At 52.5% G+C, this 17078-nt stretch carries 21 protein-coding genes and 3 tRNA genes; 14 read left to right on the top strand and 10 right to left on the bottom strand.

Going from position 1 to position 17078, the window contains the following annotated elements; all coding sequences use genetic code 11:
* Positions 1-110 precede the first annotated feature (110 nt).
* From ACOTX3_RS19560 to ACOTX3_RS19535, 6 genes are all read right to left on the bottom strand, one after another.
* Entirely contained in the window at positions 111-272 is a 162-nt protein-coding gene (locus ACOTX3_RS19560) for a DUF1328 domain-containing protein (RefSeq protein WP_003856556.1), read from the bottom strand.
* 126 nt (positions 273-398) lie between these two features.
* Entirely contained in the window at positions 399-1016 is a 618-nt protein-coding gene (gene osmY / locus ACOTX3_RS19555; protein WP_013095484.1) for a molecular chaperone OsmY, read from the bottom strand.
* 300 nt (positions 1017-1316) lie between these two features.
* Positions 1317-2906 (bottom strand): peptide chain release factor 3, encoded by a 1590-nt coding sequence (gene prfC / locus ACOTX3_RS19550; protein WP_023621922.1) that lies wholly within the window; start codon positions 2904-2906, stop codon positions 1317-1319.
* Between the two features lie 92 nt (positions 2907-2998).
* Positions 2999-3676 (bottom strand): pyrimidine 5'-nucleotidase, encoded by a 678-nt coding sequence (yjjG, locus tag ACOTX3_RS19545; protein ID WP_045292816.1) that lies wholly within the window; start codon positions 3674-3676, stop codon positions 2999-3001.
* 20 nt (positions 3677-3696) lie between these two features.
* A complete protein-coding gene (gene rimI / locus ACOTX3_RS19540) occupies positions 3697-4140 on the bottom strand; it encodes a ribosomal protein S18-alanine N-acetyltransferase (protein ID WP_014830569.1) in 444 nt (147 codons plus the stop codon).
* Positions 4109-4522 carry a DNA polymerase III subunit psi gene (locus ACOTX3_RS19535; RefSeq protein WP_013095480.1) on the bottom strand — a complete coding sequence of 138 codons (414 nt, stop codon included), beginning with the start codon at positions 4520-4522 and terminating at the stop codon, positions 4109-4111. The genes rimI and ACOTX3_RS19535 overlap by 32 nt, the downstream gene beginning before the upstream one ends.
* A gap of 102 nt (positions 4523-4624) precedes the next feature.
* On the opposite strand from ACOTX3_RS19535, the gene rsmC reads away from it, so the two are divergent.
* From rsmC to ACOTX3_RS19515, 4 genes are all read left to right on the top strand, one after another.
* The gene (gene rsmC, locus ACOTX3_RS19530; protein ID WP_045292818.1) at positions 4625-5653 is read left to right on the top strand and encodes a 16S rRNA (guanine(1207)-N(2))-methyltransferase RsmC; all 1029 of its coding nucleotides are present in this window, start codon (positions 4625-4627) and stop codon (positions 5651-5653) included.
* A gap of 151 nt (positions 5654-5804) precedes the next feature.
* A tRNA-Leu gene (locus ACOTX3_RS19525) sits at positions 5805-5891 on the top strand.
* Between the two features lie 28 nt (positions 5892-5919).
* Positions 5920-6006: transfer RNA gene (locus ACOTX3_RS19520), tRNA-Leu, on the top strand.
* 31 nt (positions 6007-6037) lie between these two features.
* Positions 6038-6124 (top strand) — tRNA-Leu (locus tag ACOTX3_RS19515).
* A gap of 42 nt (positions 6125-6166) precedes the next feature.
* On the opposite strand, the gene ACOTX3_RS19510 is transcribed toward ACOTX3_RS19515, so the two are convergent.
* The gene (locus tag ACOTX3_RS19510) at positions 6167-6436 is read right to left on the bottom strand and encodes a DUF1435 domain-containing protein (protein WP_028028099.1); all 270 of its coding nucleotides are present in this window, start codon (positions 6434-6436) and stop codon (positions 6167-6169) included.
* 216 nt (positions 6437-6652) lie between these two features.
* Here ACOTX3_RS19510 and ACOTX3_RS19505 point away from each other — a divergent pair, with 216 nt between their 5' ends.
* Complete coding sequence (locus ACOTX3_RS19505; protein WP_058678925.1) at positions 6653-7717, top strand: GGDEF domain-containing protein; 1065 nt, start codon at positions 6653-6655, stop codon at positions 7715-7717.
* A 92-nt stretch (positions 7718-7809) separates the two neighbouring features.
* Entirely contained in the window at positions 7810-8598 is a 789-nt protein-coding gene (gene fhuF, locus ACOTX3_RS19500; protein ID WP_013095476.1) for a siderophore-iron reductase FhuF, read from the top strand.
* Between the two features lie 95 nt (positions 8599-8693).
* Here the strand turns inward: fhuF and ACOTX3_RS19495 are convergent, their stop codons facing one another.
* Positions 8694-10040: a PTS cellobiose transporter subunit IIC gene (locus ACOTX3_RS19495; RefSeq protein ID WP_013095475.1), complete on the bottom strand. Its 1347-nt coding sequence runs from the start codon at positions 10038-10040 to the stop codon at positions 8694-8696.
* A gap of 327 nt (positions 10041-10367) precedes the next feature.
* Between ACOTX3_RS19495 and ACOTX3_RS19490 the strand changes: the two genes are divergently transcribed.
* Positions 10368-10826 carry a YbaK/EbsC family protein gene (locus ACOTX3_RS19490; RefSeq protein WP_013095474.1) on the top strand — a complete coding sequence of 153 codons (459 nt, stop codon included), beginning with the start codon at positions 10368-10370 and terminating at the stop codon, positions 10824-10826.
* A 42-nt stretch (positions 10827-10868) separates the two neighbouring features.
* Here the strand turns inward: ACOTX3_RS19490 and bglJ are convergent, their stop codons facing one another.
* Positions 10869-11504 (bottom strand): DNA-binding transcriptional activator BglJ, encoded by a 636-nt coding sequence (gene bglJ / locus ACOTX3_RS19485; RefSeq protein ID WP_013095473.1) that lies wholly within the window; start codon positions 11502-11504, stop codon positions 10869-10871.
* Entirely contained in the window at positions 11501-12238 is a 738-nt protein-coding gene (locus tag ACOTX3_RS19480; RefSeq protein WP_058678926.1) for a helix-turn-helix transcriptional regulator, read from the bottom strand. The genes bglJ and ACOTX3_RS19480 overlap by 4 nt, the downstream gene beginning before the upstream one ends.
* A 411-nt stretch (positions 12239-12649) precedes the next feature.
* On the opposite strand from ACOTX3_RS19480, the gene ACOTX3_RS19475 reads away from it, so the two are divergent.
* The 7 genes from ACOTX3_RS19475 to dnaC all read left to right on the top strand — a co-directional run bounded on the left by ACOTX3_RS19475 (position 12650) and on the right by dnaC (position 17034).
* Positions 12650-13426 carry a threonine/serine ThrE exporter family protein gene (locus ACOTX3_RS19475; RefSeq protein ID WP_029882175.1) on the top strand — a complete coding sequence of 259 codons (777 nt, stop codon included), beginning with the start codon at positions 12650-12652 and terminating at the stop codon, positions 13424-13426.
* The gene (locus tag ACOTX3_RS19470; RefSeq protein ID WP_013095466.1) at positions 13417-13890 is read left to right on the top strand and encodes a threonine/serine exporter; all 474 of its coding nucleotides are present in this window, start codon (positions 13417-13419) and stop codon (positions 13888-13890) included. The genes ACOTX3_RS19475 and ACOTX3_RS19470 overlap by 10 nt, the downstream gene beginning before the upstream one ends.
* 67 nt (positions 13891-13957) lie before the next feature.
* Positions 13958-14599, top strand: coding sequence for a TetR family transcriptional regulator (locus tag ACOTX3_RS19465; protein WP_013095465.1), 642 nt, complete (start codon positions 13958-13960; stop codon positions 14597-14599).
* A gap of 41 nt (positions 14600-14640) precedes the next feature.
* On the top strand, positions 14641-15093 hold the full coding sequence (locus tag ACOTX3_RS19460; protein WP_038981282.1) for a MarR family winged helix-turn-helix transcriptional regulator: 453 nt from the start codon (positions 14641-14643) through the stop codon (positions 15091-15093).
* An 84-nt stretch (positions 15094-15177) separates the two neighbouring features.
* On the top strand, positions 15178-15606 hold the full coding sequence (locus ACOTX3_RS19455; RefSeq protein WP_058678927.1) for an organic hydroperoxide resistance protein: 429 nt from the start codon (positions 15178-15180) through the stop codon (positions 15604-15606).
* A 148-nt stretch (positions 15607-15754) separates the two neighbouring features.
* Entirely contained in the window at positions 15755-16300 is a 546-nt protein-coding gene (gene dnaT, locus ACOTX3_RS19450; RefSeq protein WP_014830554.1) for a primosomal protein DnaT, read from the top strand.
* Entirely contained in the window at positions 16297-17034 is a 738-nt protein-coding gene (dnaC, locus tag ACOTX3_RS19445) for a DNA replication protein DnaC (protein ID WP_013095461.1), read from the top strand. Before dnaT ends, dnaC begins: the two co-directional genes overlap by 4 nt.
* The last annotated feature ends 44 nt before the right edge of the window (positions 17035-17078 follow it).

Below are 17078 nucleotides of genomic sequence, written 5' to 3'. Positions count from 1 at the left end.
CTGTTTTGATTATTTTCTCTCTCCACAGTAACGCACCCGACCAGCAACGCAAATAAGAAAAAGCCAGTCATCACGACTGGCTTTTTTTTGTTTAAGGAATATTGCGTTTGCTACGGACGTCTGCGTCCCGTAAACAGGCTCACCAGGAACAGGATGATACCGACAACGAAGACAATTTTAGCTGCCCAGGCCGCTGTACCCGCCAGTCCGCCAAAGCCCAAAGCGGCGGCAATTAACGCGATAACCAGAAATATAATGCCCCAACGAAACATAAGCCTCTCCTTTACCATAGTTAATGTCGGCCGCTAAATATGAGCGCTCAGGTCACTCACCGGCGTTTTTCCAGAGTCATTTTTATTTCGCCCGCAGGGCTGGCCTGGCGGGCGAATCGTGCAGGTTTACTTCGTTTTCAGATCGTTTTTAACGCTTTTCACACCATCAATTGCTTTCGCAATGGATTCGGCGCGGTCAATTTGCGCCTGAGAATCTACCGTACCGGAAAGCTGAACCACACCGTCGGTGGTTTCCACTTTGACTTTACGCGATGGCACGATGTCATCTGCTAAAAGTTTAGCTTTGATTTCGCTGGTCGTAGCGGCATCGCCTGCATAGCCTTTCACCGACGCGTTTTTGCTGTCACGGACGTGCAGTTTGTCACTTACAGACGCAACGCCTTCAACACCCTTCGCCACTTTTACGGCCTGTTCGGCCTGGGCCTGGCTTTCAACAAAGCCGCTCAGGGTGACGACTTTTTGCTCGGTTTTTACGGAAATATCGGTGCTCTTGATAGCTTCATCATCTACCAGCGCGGCTTTCACTTTTGCTGTGATTGAGCTGTCATCCATGAAATTACCGACTTTATTCATAGAGCTATCGATTTTTTCCCCTGCGGTATTAGCGGTGTTTTGCGCTTTATCCATGGTGCTGGATTCCGCCAGAGCGGAGCCGCTTACCAGAACGCTACCCAATGTCACCGCCAGCAGAGTTTTAGAAATCTTCAGTCTTGTCATATTCATCGATGTATTCCTGTGTTTTGCCCGTTATTCGGGCTACATACTTCCTTAGTAGTTTTATATATTGCGAATAGACTCACGGGCAAAATGGAGAACCTAAAGTCATGCATTGAACAGTTTATTCATCCACGCCCGGAGCTAAACACTGAGTTAAATATAGATCACTCTCACAGAGGTGCTTTCAGTTTCGGGCAAAAAACGAGCAAAAAGCGCGAAAATGCGATGAATTAAGAACATTCCGCAAGGGACTAATAAGACAGGAAATAAAGAAGAGCACGGCGGCTGCCGTGCTCTGAGAGGGGATTAGTGTTCGCGCGTTTTGCGGAACTGTACGTCAGGATAACGTTCCTGCGTCAGATTCAGGTTAACCATGGTTGGGGCGATATAGGTCAGATTATCACCGCCATCCAGCGCCAGCTGAACTTCGTTCTTACGCTTGAACTCTTCGAATTTCTTCACGTCAGCACATTCAACCCAGCGCGCGGTCGCCACGTTGACCGATTCGTAAATCGCTTCCACGTTGTATTCGCTCTTCAGACGCGCAACCACCACGTCGAACTGCAGCACACCCACAGCACCCACGATCAGATCGTTATTCGCGATTGGACGGAAGACCTGCACAGCACCCTCTTCGGAAAGCTGCACCAGCCCTTTCAGCAACTGTTTCTGCTTCAGCGGATCTTTCAGGCGAATGCGGCGGAACAGCTCTGGCGCGAAGTTCGGAATCCCGGTGAACTTCATCATTTCACCCTGCGTGAAGGTATCACCGATCTGGATGGTGCCATGGTTATGCAGACCGATAATGTCACCCGGATACGCTTCTTCCACGTGCGAACGGTCGCCCGCCATGAAGGTCAGCGCGTCGGAGATCACCACATCTTTACCGATACGCACCTGACGCAGCTTCATACCCTTTTCATACTTGCCGGACACCACGCGCATAAAGGCCACGCGGTCACGGTGTTTCGGGTCCATATTGGCCTGAATTTTAAAGACGAAGCCGGTGAACTTCTCTTCTTTCGCTTCCACTTCACGGGTGTCGGTTTTACGTGGCATCGGCTGCGGCGCCCACTCCACCAGACCGTCGAGCATATGGTCGACGCCGAAGTTACCCAGAGCGGTACCAAAGAAGACCGGGGTAATTTCGCCACTCAGGAACAGCTCTTTATCGAACTCATGAGATGCGCCTTTCACCAGCTCCAGCTCGTCACGCAGCTGTGCAGCCAGCTCGTCACCCACCGCGGCGTCCAGATCCGGGTTATCCAGACCTTTCACGATGCGCACTTCCTGAATGGTGTGGCCTTTACCTGTCTGATACAGATAGGTTTCGTCTTTATAAAGGTGGTAAACACCTTTAAACAGCTTACCGCAGCCAATTGGCCAGGTGATGGGCGCACAGGCAATCTTCAGCTCGTTTTCCACTTCATCCATCAGCTCCATCGGATCACGGATGTCACGGTCGAGTTTGTTCATAAAGGTGAGGATTGGCGTATCGCGCAGACGGGTCACTTCCATCAGCTTACGGGTACGGTCTTCTACACCTTTTGCGGCGTCGATCACCATCAGGCAGCAGTCCACCGCCGTCAGCGTACGGTAGGTATCTTCGGAGAAGTCTTCGTGGCCTGGGGTGTCCAGCAGGTTCACCAGGCAGTCGTGATACGGGAACTGCATCACGGAGGTGGTAATCGAAATACCACGCTGTTTTTCCATCTCCATCCAGTCAGATTTTGCGTGCTGGCTGGAGCCACGGCCCTTTACGGTACCGGCGGTCTGGATGGCCTGTCCGAACAACAGCACCTTCTCGGTGATGGTGGTTTTACCGGCATCCGGGTGCGAGATAATGGCAAAAGTGCGGCGTTTGGCCACCTCTTGCAGATAAGGAGACAACGTCATAATCAAATCTTCTTATATAAGCGCGACAGCAGGCCGCGCATCATGGAATACGAAAAATGCGGCTATTTTACCCATCAATGGGGGGCAGGCAATCATTGTTTACACAGGAGCTGCTCCAGTTCGTTCAACGACGTTACGGTCCAGGTTGGCTCAATACCTTCTGGCTTCATGCGGCCATGCGCATTCAACCAGACGGTGGACAGACCAGAATTCATGCCGCCCAGAATATCCGACTCCGCGGTATCACCCACCATCAGCACACGGTCGCGATCGGGGTTGCCGGCTTGCGCCAGTGCATAATCAAAAATACGCGGATCCGGCTTCGGCACGCCCACCTCTTCTGAGATCACCAGCGCGTCGAAATGATCGCGCAGGCCCGTGCGCTCAAGGCGAATCTGCTGCAGCGCGGTAAAACCGTTGGTGATGATCCCCAGTTTGACCTTGCCTTTCAGCGAATCAAGCAGGGAAACCGCCCCCGGCAGCGGGGCGCAGATATCGGCCATCGCATTGAGGAATGCCTCGTTTAACGCGCCTGGACTTACATTTAACCGTTCGGCCCAGACATCGAAACGCTGGTGCTGCAGTTGTAACGCGGTGATGGCACCGTTCTGGTAATCCACCCACAGCGGTTTATTCACCGCCTGATAGTCCTGAAAATCTTCAGCGGTGAAGGTCACGCTATAGTCCAAAAACATCCGCTGTAGACCACCGAACGAATCGAACGTAAAGAGCGTTTCGTCGGCGTCAAAGAAAATCCAGTCCCATTTCATCGTTACAACCTTATTTTTCGTTATCCAATCGGCAGAGCCATAATAATGGCGTCTTCACGTCCCTCTGCGGTCGGGTAGTAGTTACGGCGAATTGTCGCCTCGTTAAAGCCTAAGCTTTCATAGAGCGCGATGGCGGCGACATTTGACGCGCGCACCTCCAGCCATAGGGTGAAAACGTCACGGGTTTCGAGCTCACGAATGAGATGCGTAAGCAGTTCTCTTCCCAGCCCACGGCGCTGAAATGCGGGATCCACCGCGATATTAAACAGCGTGGCCTCATCCAGAACGACCTGGGTTATCGCAAATGCAGCCAGGGTGCCGTCAACGTCCAGGCGGTAATTCAGATACCGTTCGCCCTGATTGCTGGCGAGTGTCTTTTCGCTCCACGGAAACGCATGGGCGCGTGTTTCAATCGCATACGCCGCACGCAGATCAGGCGTCGTGAGGGAAGAAATCGTGTTCATATTCGCAGATTTGTTGCCATAGCGCGCTTCGCGCTTTTGGGTTGGCTTTCAGCTCTTCCAGCACGGGGGAGCTGATCTGGCTCCCGGAAAGGGATATGTCGTTTGTCTCGCCCATTCGCCAGCAGTTGCAATGGCTGTCAGGAGGAAGCATGGCGACCCTGTCCGGCGTCAGCTGTAAAACCTGGTCGGCCGTCAGCTTCAGGCTGCGAAGGACATCACCAATCAGGGCATCATTCAGGGCAGGCAGTTCTTCCGCCACCATCACCAGACGCACATGCGCAGGGATGGCGATGGCGATTTCACCCTGCAACGCCGTCGGGCGACGCAAGGCCCACTGGGTGATACCCAGCTGCTGCAACTGCCAGTCACGTCGGGATGTCATAGCGAAAACTCCTGTCTCTCAGGCGCGCAAATATAGCAAATGTGTCGAAAGTGCGCCATCTACCTACTATAATCCCCGCCTGAGTTTATTGAGGAACAATTCATGTCTGCATTTACCCCGGCAAGTGAAGTCTTGCTGCGTCACAGTGATGATTTCGAAGAAAGCCGTATTCTGTTTGCCGGAGATATGCAGGATGACCTGCCCGCGCGTTTCGACTGTGCTGAAAGCCGTGCCCACACCCAATACTACCACCACTGGCAGGTGCTGAGCCGCCAGATGGGCGAGCGCGCACGCTTTAGCCTGGTGGCGGAACAGAGTGATGTCGCTGACTGCGACACGCTGATCTACTACTGGCCGAAGAACAAACCGGAAGCGCAGTTCCAGCTGATGAATCTGCTCTCTCTGCTGCCGGTAGGGTGCGATATTTTCGTGGTCGGTGAGAACCGCAGCGGCGTGCGAAGCGCAGAGCAGATGCTGGAAGCGTACGCCCCGCTCAATAAAGTCGACAGCGCCCGTCGCTGCGGCCTGTATCATGGTCGTCTGGAAAACCAGCCTTCCTTTGGTGCCGGGACATACTGGGATGCGTATCAGCTTGATGGCCTGACCATTAAAACCCTGCCGGGCGTTTTCAGCCGTGACGGGCTGGACGTGGGCAGTAAGCTGCTGCTCTCCACGCTGACGCCGCACACCAAAGGCAAAGTGCTGGACGTAGGCTGCGGTGCAGGGGTACTGGCCACGGTGCTGGCAAGCCACTCACCAAAAGTCCGCCTGACGCTCTGTGACGTCAGCGCGCCAGCAGTTGAAGCCAGCCGTGCGACGCTTGCCGCAAACGGCTTCGAAGGGGATGTCTTCGCCAGCAACGTCTTCTCTGACGTTACCGGTCGGTTCGACATGATTATTTCAAATCCGCCGTTCCACGATGGCATCGAAACCAGCCTTGAAGCAGCGCAAACGCTGATCCGTGGCGCTGTACGTCACCTGAACAGCGGGGGGGAACTGAGGATCGTCGCCAACGCGTTTCTGCCGTACCCGAAAGTGCTGGATGAAACCTTCGGCTTCCATGAAGTTATCGCGCAAACGGGCCGTTTTAAGGTCTACCGTACCGTGATGACGCGTCAGGCTAAAAAGTAATCCACGGGTATTGTTTGCCGGAGAAGTGCCATCCCCCTCCGGCCATTTTTGCAGCAATCAAAACAACGCGCGCATTTTTCTATTGACGTAAAGCTCAAAACATCTAGAATGCGCCTCCGTGGTTACGATACTTTTACAGTATCGATGGTATGCGAAGGTGGCGGAATTGGTAGACGCGCTAGCTTCAGGTGTTAGTGTCCTTACGGACGTGGGGGTTCAAGTCCCCCCCCTCGCACCATAAATCACGTTGATATTGCTCGCACTGGGCGAAGGTGGCGGAATTGGTAGACGCGCTAGCTTCAGGTGTTAGTGTTCTTACGGACGTGGGGGTTCAAGTCCCCCCCCTCGCACCAACGAGGCGATATCAAAAAGTAAGATAACTGTGCGAAGGTGGCGGAATTGGTAGACGCGCTAGCTTCAGGTGTTAGTGTCCTTACGGACGTGGGGGTTCAAGTCCCCCCCCTCGCACCAATTATCTTGCATCCCCTCTGAAGTCCTTCTTGCTATTCCCTATTATTTCAAACTCATCAGTATCACCAGAATTCCACTGACCAGCGCGACGCATGATGGCAACAAAACAAAGTGCCGTAATTGCTTATGCCAGATCATCGCTGAGGTCATCAGCAGCCCTGACACAATGATGGCTTTCCAGAGTTCAATGGAGAGATCGGCAAACATCAGACCGCCGAGGATGGCTCCCGGCAGTAATACCCCCCAACCACTTCCTAACACCCGGTTCAACATGGTTTGCCCTTTCGAATCGATAATGATAACCAATATCATATGACAAGCATTATCATTTGTCAGCACCGATAATTAAAAACCGTGGCCGTTTACCTTTCCCGTAATGACAGGCATTGTTTAAGGTGATAAATTGCCCACCTGTTAACTACTCATAAAGTTTCTCTGATAATTACTCGTTGATTTTTTTTGCTTCCATTATTGCGAAACAACACCCATTTATCTGTTTTAATTAAATTTTAATAAAAACGCACTACTATGACATCACAATCCTGGCGGTCTTTGGTCAACAGCAAATATCAATTATCGTTACGTTTATTTTTATTTTTGAACGCAACCTCAGCGGTGTTCTCGGTAACAAATCCGCTCTATTCTGTTCAGCTGTTATCTTTCCCCCTGCTGGCTATTTTTACGCTCAGCACCGGATTGCTGCTCTGGCACTGGCAAAAGAGTACCCGCAAGATAAATATTCCTGTGGTTTCAGCGATATTCGGTATTTTATGGGCCTGGCAAATCGCCTCAAAATTTTCGTTAATTACGCACGATCGGGCGACATATTTGATCATGGCGCTATTAACGGTGCTTTTTATCGGTTCGCTGGCATTCGCCATTAATATCAAAGCGTTTACGCTCCACTCATTACCCGCATTTATTGTCTGCCTGTGGTTAAGCCCCTCTGAACACTGGTTGAGAATGATCTACTCTTTCATTCTTCCGGTCGTGGCTATCGGCGTTCACCACGTACTACAAAGACGTAACGATCGCTTCGCTCAGGAGCTCCTCTCCCGGTTACTGGAAGAACGAGAAACCCTGACCGATCTCAGCATGATGGATCCGCTTACCGGCCTGTATAACCGTCGCGGCTTGCAAAGCCGACTGGAGAATCTGCCTGCGGTAGAGAACGGCGAACACTTTGTCCTGCTAATGGATATCGATCACTTCAAGGCCTATAACGACCACTACGGCCATATGATGGGTGACCAGGCGTTAATCCGTGTCTCGGCAGCCATTCGTGATGCCGTACGCTCGCGGGACATTGTGGCGCGGTTTGGCGGGGAAGAGTTTATGGTACTGCTGACGAACATCTCGCTGGAACATGCCCGCCAGACGGCAGAGCGCATTCGTCAGAAAGTGTACGACTTAAAAATCCCCCACATGTTCAATGAGCGCGTCGCGACTAACGTCACCATCAGCATTGGTATTGCCATTTTTGAGAATGAAGACGCAGAAGGCGCGCTGGAAAAAGCAGATAAAGCCCTCTACGAAGCAAAGCATCTTGGGCGGAATAACATTCTGCTCAGCGAAGAGCTACAGGCGGTTTAAGCACAGCATTCTCTCTCCAGGACAAAAGTCTTGCCATCGGTATGAGCAATAGTTAGGATTGGCAATCATTATCATTTAGATTTCTATCTATTATGGCCACTCATACCGTACAGACTGTTGAACCCCTCCTCTGGCGAGCCCGTCTCACCACGGGAGACTCTTCGCTTGCGGAAGCCATACGCGAAAAGATAGCGGCAACCCGTGCCCATCTGCTGGACTTTATCAAACTGGATGAGCCGCATCCGCACCACGCCATGACACTGGCACAGTGGCAGCAGCCGGCAAAACGCCAGTCGCTGCTGGCAACCTATTCTGACCATATCTATCGCAATCAACCCACCCTTACGCGGGAAAACAAGCCCCTGCTCTCTCTCTGGGCGCAATGGTATATCGGCCTGATGGCGCCTCCGCTCATGCTGGCATTGCTCACCCAGGAGACCATGCTGGATCTCTCCCCGGAGTATTTTCACGTTGAGTTCCACGAGACGGGGCGTGCGGCCTGCTTCTGGATCGATCTTCACGAAGACCCAACGGCCATGCATCTTTCTGCCACGCAGCGGATGGAGCGGCTCGTGACCCGCGCCCTGATGCCGGTAGTGAATGCTCTGGAAGAGACAGGTGAGATCAACGGGAAGCTTATCTGGAGTAATACCGGCTATTTAATCCACTGGTATTTGACGGAAATGAAGCCCCTGCTCGGTGATGAGAAGGTGGATGCCCTGCGTCAGTCCTTGTTCTTTACGAAACAGCTTGCGGATGGCCGCGATAACCCGTTATTCCGTACCGTGGTGCCGCGTGACGGGCTTCTGGTGCGCCGCACTTGCTGCCAGCGCTATCGCCTGCCGGACGTTCAGCAGTGCGGGGATTGTACGCTGAAGTAGTCGTACCCGGCCTGATGCCCTCACCCTGCCCCTCTCCCACAGGGAGAGGGAACAAACACTAAAAACGGCAACTTATGTTGCCGTTTTGCTTTTACCTAGGCCACCTGCTGATTTTCCGCTTCCGCATTACGCTGCGCTTCTTCCGCTTCCTGCTCCAGCAGCTGCTTCTCGTACACTTTAAAGAACGGGAAGTAGATAATGGCGGAGACACACGCAAGCACCACTACCAGAATGGCCGCGCGGAAATCCCAGCCCAGCGCCCATGCGGCGCCCACAGGTGCGGGTGCTGTCCATGGCACAACAGAGATCACGCGGCTTATCAAATCAAACTTCATTGCCGCCCAGGCCAGCACGGCGTTGACCATCGGTGCCAGCAGGAACGGAATAAAGAACACCGGGTTCATGACGATCGGCGTACCAAAAATGACCGGTTCGTTGATATTAAAGATGCTCGGCACCACGCTCAGACGCCCGATTGAGCGCAGATGCGCTGAACGGCTGCGCAGGTAGCAGAACACCAGCCCCATTGTCGCCCCCGAGCCCCCAATCACGATAAAGAACGTCCAGAACGCTTCCATAAAGATATGGGGAAGAGGCTGGCTTGCCGCCAGGGCGGTCTGGTTAGCCCCGAGATTGGTCAGCCAGAACATCTGCAGCATTCCTGAGACAATTGCCGCCCCGTGGATCCCTGCGAACCACAGTAAATGACCAATCAACACCGCCAGCAGGATGGCAGGCAGAGAATCCGCAGCGGAAACCAGCGGTTTGAAGATTGACATAATGGCCTGCGGGATCAGCATGCCAAACTGAGACTGAATCAACAAACTCAGCGGATAGAGCGTCAGTACAACCACCAGCACCGGGATCAGCAGATCAAAGGAGTTTTTGATCATCGGAGGAACCTGGTCCGGCAGACGGATACCGATATTGTGCGCTTTGAGGAAACGCATCATCTCAACGCAGTAGATTGCTACCAGAATCGCAGTGAAGATCCCCGTGCCTCCCAGGCTGTCTACGGGCAGCGTGCCTTTGGTCTTAGGTGCAGCCACCAACAGAAACGCCATCAGCGACAGCATGGCGCACATGAACGGATCTAACTGATGCGATTTCACATAGTGTTTGCCGAGGTTATAGGCAATGGCCGCACAAATATAAATGGACATAATGCCCATCGTCATATCGAACGGCGTGAGAATCTGGCCTTCAAATTGCTTTGCCATGTCCAGCCAGGCGCGCGCGAAGCCCCAGGTGGTGTCTGGCGAAAACGGTGGGTAAGCAAACACTAACAAAAATGAACCGACAATCATGAAGGGCATCGCGGAGATAAACCCGTCGCGGATAGCCATAACATGACGCTGGGAAGAGATCCGCCCGGCAATGGGACTGACGTAATTTTCAACGAAACGGAATATCAGATTAAACGCAGCATGGTTGGCAGACATAGCAGATCTCCTGTCAGACGTTCGATACGGGCGTTTTCACGCCACACGTTGTTCCATAAATCAGCTTCACAACCTTGCTGGCTCGTGTACCAGCGGTACTGCTCAGACGGAATGGTTTCATAATGTGCTCTTATATTGGATACAGGGGACGTTACGTCGTCAGTATTAATCTCTGATTCACGCTCTGCAACCGGTTACTGTAACCGGTTTCCGTGAATGTGAAGGCGATCCAGAAATCGGCCATGTTGGATATTTGTTACTTAAGAGATATTTACAGCAGATAAATTCTTATGACAGATTACGCAGGATATTTGTCAGGAGGAAACAATGAGTTTGCAGTCTGTACAGCAGTTTTTTGCCGACAACGCGCCGGATATAGAAATCATTGAACTGAGTCAAAGTACCGCGACCGTTGCGCTGGCTGCTGCCGCTCATCGCGTTGAGCCGGGACAAATCGCCAAGACGTTATCGCTAAAAGTAAAAAATGAGGTGATTCTGGTAGTGGCGAAAGGCGATGCGCGTCTGGACAACAAAAAACTGAAAGATACCTTTGGTGCAAAAGCGCGCATGCTCAGTAGTGATGAAGTGGTGACGATTACAGGCCATCCCGTCGGGGGAGTCTGTCCGTTCGGGCTGGAAAACCCACTTTCTGTTTACTGCGATATTTCGTTAAAACAGTACGCGGAAGTGCTGCCCGCTGCAGGTGCCATCCACAGCGCCGTACGCATTTCTCCAGACCGGATGGCTGAGCTGACGTCCGCAAAGTGGGTCGATGTATGCATTTAATTGATGTGCCAGAATGTATCTGGCGCATCAAAAAATCACCGATTATAAAAATGCCGGCGAGCCTGACACCGAACAGCGCATGTCTCTTGCCGGAAGATGAGTAAGAATATCCGCCGCATCAAGCAGCCCTACGTCAGAATTCACCCCCAGTTTCACCATCGCATTAAACTTGTGCGCGCGGATGGTTTTAATATTGCGTTCAAGTTGTGTCGCGATTTCAGGAATGGAAAACCCGAAAGACATATACCGCAATATCGCCCGCTCCGTTGGGCTTAACAATCTGTTTTGATTGACATACCAGTGGTTCAGCATATTGTCATTGATATGATGCGTCTCTCTCAATAGCACCACCAGCTCCTCCTGCAGGTGGCTCAGCGGTACCGATTTACTCACAATGCCATGCAGACGAGAAGGCGACAGATGGCTTATCAGGCGCGCTTCCATGTCATCAGACGCAAGTACAATTCGCTGAATATCGCTATGGGTGAAAGCGAGATCCCGCAGGGAAGCCAGGCAGTTACGACGCTCTTCACGCGCATCCGAGAGCGAATAGATCACCGAGAAAAAAGAGATATTGGTCAGCGCCTTTTTAAAGCTTTCGAACTGACTGAAGAGGTGCAGTCGATAATGGCTGAGCATCGGCATCGCAAAAAGATGCTGCAGCCCAACGGCACTCATTGTGCAATTTTCGATGACAGCGATATGTCCTGGTGTATCGGTTTTTTCCATTCCTCATACTCTCCATAGGCTGACATTAAACTCAGCTCTCTCATTCCCTGTGCACTGTTAATCCAGGCGTACATATCGGCATTGCTGCGCAGCGACAACCGTCGCATCGCACTGTTTTTCTGCGCACTGATCGTTTTGTTGCTCTTCTTGAGCAAGGTAGCAATTTGGTTAATTCCCCAGCCCTTACCTAGCAGGCGTAACACTTTTCGTTCAGAGTGGGTCAGCGCAACAAACGGTTCGTCTTCGGTTTCCGCCTCGGCGGGTTCAGGAGACAATAACGTCTGGCTTATCCTCTCTGCCCGCTCGCTACCTGCACGAATAGCTTTAATCACGCCTTCAATCGGTTCCATTTCAGAAAGCAACGTGCTTTCCGGGCGCATAAGCAGTTCCACTGCAATGGGATAAAGGGGACGAGAGACCATAAAAATCCAGTGAATATCCCGGTATTGGTTCAGTAAGTTGTAATATTCTTCTAACGTTCCCCGGGGTTTCCTGTATTCACCTGAAATATCAGCAATAATGACATTAGCCCGGCGAAGCTGAAGTAACGTTAACTCCTGCAGCGAACGACAATAAGTCAATTCAAATTCTGGGAAATGGTTTGCCATAACGCTGCCTAACCCGTTTTGCATAACGGGTACCCTGCTAATAACTACGCCATGTTTACCATTCAATGACAACATAGACCCTCCGTGTCCATTTTTCATTTGATGAGTAGCGTCTAAACGCATCAAGATTTATGTTTTTTCGTCCCTGAGTGTAGACTGATTAATACAAGCAGAAGATGAGATATGTTCTTAGCTTAAGAAAGGCCTAAAACAACGCTAATATCTCACAAAGCGCAATTAAATTTAATTGCAAGAGCATTAAAATAATGAAAATATAAAATAAGAATAACTTAATATAAATATTCTATATTTCGACTCATACAAATTCATCGTATTTATATTTAAACCTCATTCTTTTTCGCGAACCGGGCTGCAACTGTTTGCAGGAATCTTGATCTGACCCAGAGCAAGGGATACCGCACTCTGTGCTAAAAGTAAGCATCAGGGCCAACAGGCAAGCGACTCACCAACACTTCGGGACACTACATGCAGGCAGAAATATCGATGCAGCGTGCCACCACGCGGCTGTGTATTCAGTGCGGACTTTTCCTGCTCCAGCACGGGGCGGAAAGCGCCCTGGTCGAGGAGCTTTCGACGCGTCTGGGGCTGGCATTGGGGATGGATAGCGTCGAAAGCGCGATTTCATCGAACGCTATCGTGCTGACCACCATCAAAGATGGCCAGTGCCTCACCTCTACCCGTAAAAACCACGACCGCGGCATTAATATGCATGTGGTAACCGAAGTGCAGCACATCGTCATTCTGGCTGAACATAAGCTGCTCGACCTGAAAGAGATAGAAAAACGGTTCAACCAAATTAAACCCCTACGTTATCCGCGCTGGCTGGTGGTGTTGATGGTGGGGTTATCGTGCGCCTGTTTTTGTAAGCTCAATAAAGGGGGCTGGGACGGCGCGTTCGTGACCTTCTGCGCCAGCAGCATCGCCATGTATGTACGCCAGGTACTGACGCACCGGCAGTTGCACCCACAAATTAACTTCTGCATCACCGCGTTTGTTGCCACCACGGTGTCGGGGCTGCTGCTGCGCCTGCCGCAGTTTGCCAACACGCCCACCATCGCCATGGCCGCCAGCGTGCTTCTGCTGGTTCCGGGCTTCCCGCTGATTAACGCCGTTGCCGATATGTTTAAAGGGCACATCAATACCGGTCTGGCGCGCTGGGCGATTGCCAGCCTGCTTACGCTGGCAACCTGTATCGGCGTAGTGATGGCCATGACGCTGTGGGGGTTACGCGGATGGGCGTGATAACGTTTCTGCTGGCACTGATGCAGGACATGATCCTGGCCGCCATTCCCGCCGTCGGCTTTGCGATGGTCTTCAACGTCCCGCAGCGCGCTTTGCCATGGTGTGCGCTGCTGGGCGCCATCGGTCATGGCTCGAGAATGATCATGATGACCGCCGGTTTTAACATCGAGTGGTCAACTTTTATGGCCTCCATGCTGGTCGGCAGCATTGGTATTCAGTGGTCGCGCTGGTATCTGGCGCATCCTAAGGTGTTCACCGTCGCGGCCGTCATCCCGATGTTCCCCGGCATTTCAGCCTATACGGCCATGATTTCAGCGGTAAAAATCAGCCACTTTGGCTACACCGAGCCACAAATGATCCTGCTGCTGAGCAACTTTCTTAAGGCCTCATCTATTGTTGGCGCACTCTCTATCGGGTTGTCGATCCCGGGGCTGTGGCTTTACCGCAAACGCCCGCGCGTTTGATGTTTGTGTTATTTCGCTGCCATGGGGATAATCTTTCTATTCCGTTTAGTGACGATAAGGAAAGGATGTGGCAAACCCTGGCAGCGAACTCCCGGAGCACAGTGAAGAATCCAGCCTGAAGGAAAAAATCTTTCAGAGCGCTATCGCCCTTTTTGCTGAATATGGGTTGAACGGCGCCCGCATGGAGCAGATCGCAGAGAAAGCAGGCACCACTAAACGGATGGTGGTTTACCATTTTAAGAACAAAGAAAATCTTTACCTTCTCGTTCTTGAGTACGTCTACACCCGGATCCGCGCCAGTGAAAAAGCGCTCAGCCTTGCAGACATACCGCCGGTTGAAGCGCTGGTGCACCTGGTGGAAGCCACCTTTGACTACCACGCAGACCACCCGGATTACATTCGTATTATCTGCATGGAGAACATGCAGCGTGGTCGCTTTATGCAGCAATCCAGCTACCTGCGCCAGGTCAACCGCAGCGCGCTCGACCTGCTCGACGATATCCTGCGGCGCGGAAAAGAAAAGCAGCTGTTCAGCCAGTCGGTTGACCCGCGGGATCTTCACCGCCTGATCAGCAGCTTCAGCTTCCACTATGTTGCCAACAGCTACACCTTTACGCTGCTGTTTGAAGAGGGAGCAGACGAGCAGGCTCAGCGCCAGCACTACCGGAAAATGGCCGTTCAGGTGGCGCTTCGTTATACCTGTCCATAAAATTGCTTGCAATTATATCGCACACTATCTATATTCAACTCATGAACGCAAAAACGAACGACACCACCAACGCGCTTCTGCTGGATAACCAGCTCTGTTTTGCCCTCTATTCGGCAAACCTGGCGCTTAACAAGCTGTACCGGCAACTGCTGGCGCCGCTTAACCTGACCTACCCGCAATACCTGGTGATGCTGGTACTGTGGGAGCAAGATGACATTACGGTGTCGGACATCGGTGAGCGGCTGTTTCTTGACTCTGCCACCCTGACGCCGCTGTTGAAGCGTCTGGAAAGCGCCGGGCTGATCAACCGTCAGCGTTCGCGTAAAGACGAGCGCCAGGTTGCCGTCACGCTGAGCGATGCGGGACGTGAGCTACAGCAGCAGGCCTCCGGGATCCCTCACGCGGTGGGATGCGCAGCGCAATGTGACACTGACACCATGCTGGCACTCAAGCAGCAGCTTGAAATTTTGCGACATCAGTTACATCACGCGTAAGGCTATACTTTACGCGTATTTATTTACCCAAATACATCGCGTGCTATTTAATAGCACGCACTAACGTAAAATGAGGAACCTGCCATGTCTTTAGAAAAAGTTGTCTACACTGCCAAAGCAAAAGCGACCGGAGGCCGTGACGGCCGCGCAACCTCTTCCGATGGCGTCCTGGACGTCAAACTGGGTGTGCCAAAAGAGATGGGCGGCATGGGTGGCGAAGTGACCAACCCTGAACAGCTGTTTGCTGCCGGCTACTCTGCCTGTTTCCTGGGGGCGATGAAATTTGTGGCTGCGCGCGACAAATTTACGCTGCCAAAAGAGGCCTTCATTGAAGGTGAAGTGGGAATTGGTCCACTGCCAACCGGTTTTGGTATCGAAGCCAAACTGAACATTCACGTTGAAGGCATGGATCCTGCAGAAGCCCAAAAACTGGTGGATGCCGCGCACATTGTGTGCCCGTACTCTAACGCAACCCGCGGCAATATCGACGTGACCCTGAATATCATCGCGTGATAAATGCCTGATGGCGCTGCGCTTATCAGGCCTACGACTGTAGCCCCGGTAAGCGCAGCGCCACCGGGGAAATCCCCTCCATTCCCTCATCCTCTCTGTGCTACCATAAGCCCATATCACGCCCGTAGTAATCAGTAGAGAAAGCGTTATGTCCTCCAGAATTCTGACCACCAGCATTGCTGGTATTGATGCCTTTATGCGCGATCCCCGCGGTGTGTTGACGCACGCCGAAGGCGGCACGCTTGCAGTGTTGGCCGATAACGCCCCGGCGTTTTACGCCCTCACCCCGGAGCGTCTGGCGCAGCTTCTGGAGATAGAAGCGCGGTTGTCGCGCCCGGCAAGTGACGTCACGCTCGATAACCAGTTCTTTGAAGAGCCGGGTAACGCCCCCGTCACGGTGCCGATGGGGAAATTTGCCCTGTACGCGGGCTGGCATCCGGATGTGGATTTCCAGCGGCAGGCGGCATTGTGGGGCATTGCGCTGACGCAACCGGCTACCCCTGAGGAGCTTGCCGCCTTTATTGCCTGGTGGCAGGCAGAGGGCAAAGTCTTCACCCACATTCAGTGGCAGCAAAAGCTCGCCCGCCATCTGCAAATTAACCGCGCCAGCAATAACGGCCAGCCAAAACGCGATATCAACGCTTTTTCAGAACCGGATAAACAGATCCCTAATGGATTCCGAGGTGCGAAATGAAAAACGTCGGCGACCTGATGAAACGACTGCAAAAGATGATGCCAGCCAATGTGAAGCCTGCCTTCACAACGGGTGAAGAACTTCTGGCGTGGCAAAAAGAACAGGGTGAGATCCGCGCTGCCGCCCTCGCCCGTGAAAACCGGGCGATGAAAATGCAGCGTACCTTTAACCGCTCCGGTATTCGCCCCCTGCATCAGAACTGCTCATTCGATAACTATAAAATTGAGACCAACGGGCAGATGAACGCCCTGGCCGCCGCCCGGCAGTACGTGGACGAATTCGACGGCAACATCGCCAGCTTTATCTTCAGCGGTAAGCCCGGCACCGGTAAAAATCACCTGGCCGCCGCCATCTGCAACGAACTGCTTCTGCGCGGGAAATCGGTGTTAATCATTACCGTGGCCGATATCATGTCTGCCATGAAAGACACCTTCAGCAACCGTGAAACCAGCGAAGAGCAGCTGCTTAACGATCTGAGCAATGTGGATTTGCTGGTTATTGACGAGATTGGTGTTCAAACCGAATCCCGCTATGAAAAGGTGATCATTAACCAGATTGTCGATCGCCGCTCTTCTTCCAAGCGTCCCACCGGCATGCTGACCAACCACAATATCGACGAGATGACCCGCTTACTGGGCGAGCGCGTGATGGATCGCATGAAGCTGGGCAACAGCCTCTACGTCATCTTTGACTGGGAAAGCTATCGCAGCCGCGTCACCGGTAAAGAGTATTAAGACAGTTCCAGGAATCGCCGCCGGAGCGGAGGTATATACTGGAC

The sequence above is a fragment of the Enterobacter cloacae complex sp. IR5384 genome (assembly GCF_049237265.1).
Lineage (GTDB): Bacteria > Pseudomonadota > Gammaproteobacteria > Enterobacterales > Enterobacteriaceae > Enterobacter > Enterobacter cloacae.
Note: the sequence above shows the minus strand (reverse complement) of the source record. Positions and strands in the feature narration are given on the sequence as shown.

Bases quoted from the DNA above. Each gene is read 5' to 3' on its own strand.
- prfC (WP_023621922.1), bottom strand. From the start codon at position 2,906: ATGACGTTGTCTCCTTATCTGCAAGAGGTGGCCAAACGCCGCACTTTT.
- ACOTX3_RS19475 (WP_029882175.1), top strand. From the start codon at position 12,650: ATGCAGGCAGAAATATCGATGCAGCGTGCCACCACGCGGCTGTGTATT.
- ACOTX3_RS19560 (WP_003856556.1), bottom strand. From the start codon at position 272: ATGTTTCGTTGGGGCATTATATTTCTGGTTATCGCGTTAATTGCCGCC.
- dnaT (WP_014830554.1), top strand. From the start codon at position 15,755: ATGTCCTCCAGAATTCTGACCACCAGCATTGCTGGTATTGATGCCTTT.
- fhuF (WP_013095476.1), top strand. From the start codon at position 7,810: ATGGCCACTCATACCGTACAGACTGTTGAACCCCTCCTCTGGCGAGCC.
- ACOTX3_RS19480 (WP_058678926.1), bottom strand. From the start codon at position 12,238: ATGTTGTCATTGAATGGTAAACATGGCGTAGTTATTAGCAGGGTACCC.
- ACOTX3_RS19535 (WP_013095480.1), bottom strand. From the start codon at position 4,522: ATGACATCCCGACGTGACTGGCAGTTGCAGCAGCTGGGTATCACCCAG.
- dnaC (WP_013095461.1), top strand. From the start codon at position 16,297: ATGAAAAACGTCGGCGACCTGATGAAACGACTGCAAAAGATGATGCCA.
- ACOTX3_RS19455 (WP_058678927.1), top strand. From the start codon at position 15,178: ATGTCTTTAGAAAAAGTTGTCTACACTGCCAAAGCAAAAGCGACCGGA.
- rimI (WP_014830569.1), bottom strand. From the start codon at position 4,140: ATGAACACGATTTCTTCCCTCACGACGCCTGATCTGCGTGCGGCGTAT.
- rsmC (WP_045292818.1), top strand. From the start codon at position 4,625: ATGTCTGCATTTACCCCGGCAAGTGAAGTCTTGCTGCGTCACAGTGAT.
- yjjG (WP_045292816.1), bottom strand. From the start codon at position 3,676: ATGAAATGGGACTGGATTTTCTTTGACGCCGACGAAACGCTCTTTACG.
- bglJ (WP_013095473.1), bottom strand. From the start codon at position 11,504: ATGAGTGCCGTTGGGCTGCAGCATCTTTTTGCGATGCCGATGCTCAGC.
- ACOTX3_RS19510 (WP_028028099.1), bottom strand. From the start codon at position 6,436: ATGATATTGGTTATCATTATCGATTCGAAAGGGCAAACCATGTTGAAC.
- ACOTX3_RS19490 (WP_013095474.1), top strand. From the start codon at position 10,368: ATGAGTTTGCAGTCTGTACAGCAGTTTTTTGCCGACAACGCGCCGGAT.
- ACOTX3_RS19495 (WP_013095475.1), bottom strand. From the start codon at position 10,040: ATGTCTGCCAACCATGCTGCGTTTAATCTGATATTCCGTTTCGTTGAA.
- ACOTX3_RS19505 (WP_058678925.1), top strand. From the start codon at position 6,653: ATGACATCACAATCCTGGCGGTCTTTGGTCAACAGCAAATATCAATTA.
- ACOTX3_RS19460 (WP_038981282.1), top strand. From the start codon at position 14,641: ATGAACGCAAAAACGAACGACACCACCAACGCGCTTCTGCTGGATAAC.
- osmY (WP_013095484.1), bottom strand. From the start codon at position 1,016: ATGAATATGACAAGACTGAAGATTTCTAAAACTCTGCTGGCGGTGACA.
- ACOTX3_RS19470 (WP_013095466.1), top strand. From the start codon at position 13,417: ATGGGCGTGATAACGTTTCTGCTGGCACTGATGCAGGACATGATCCTG.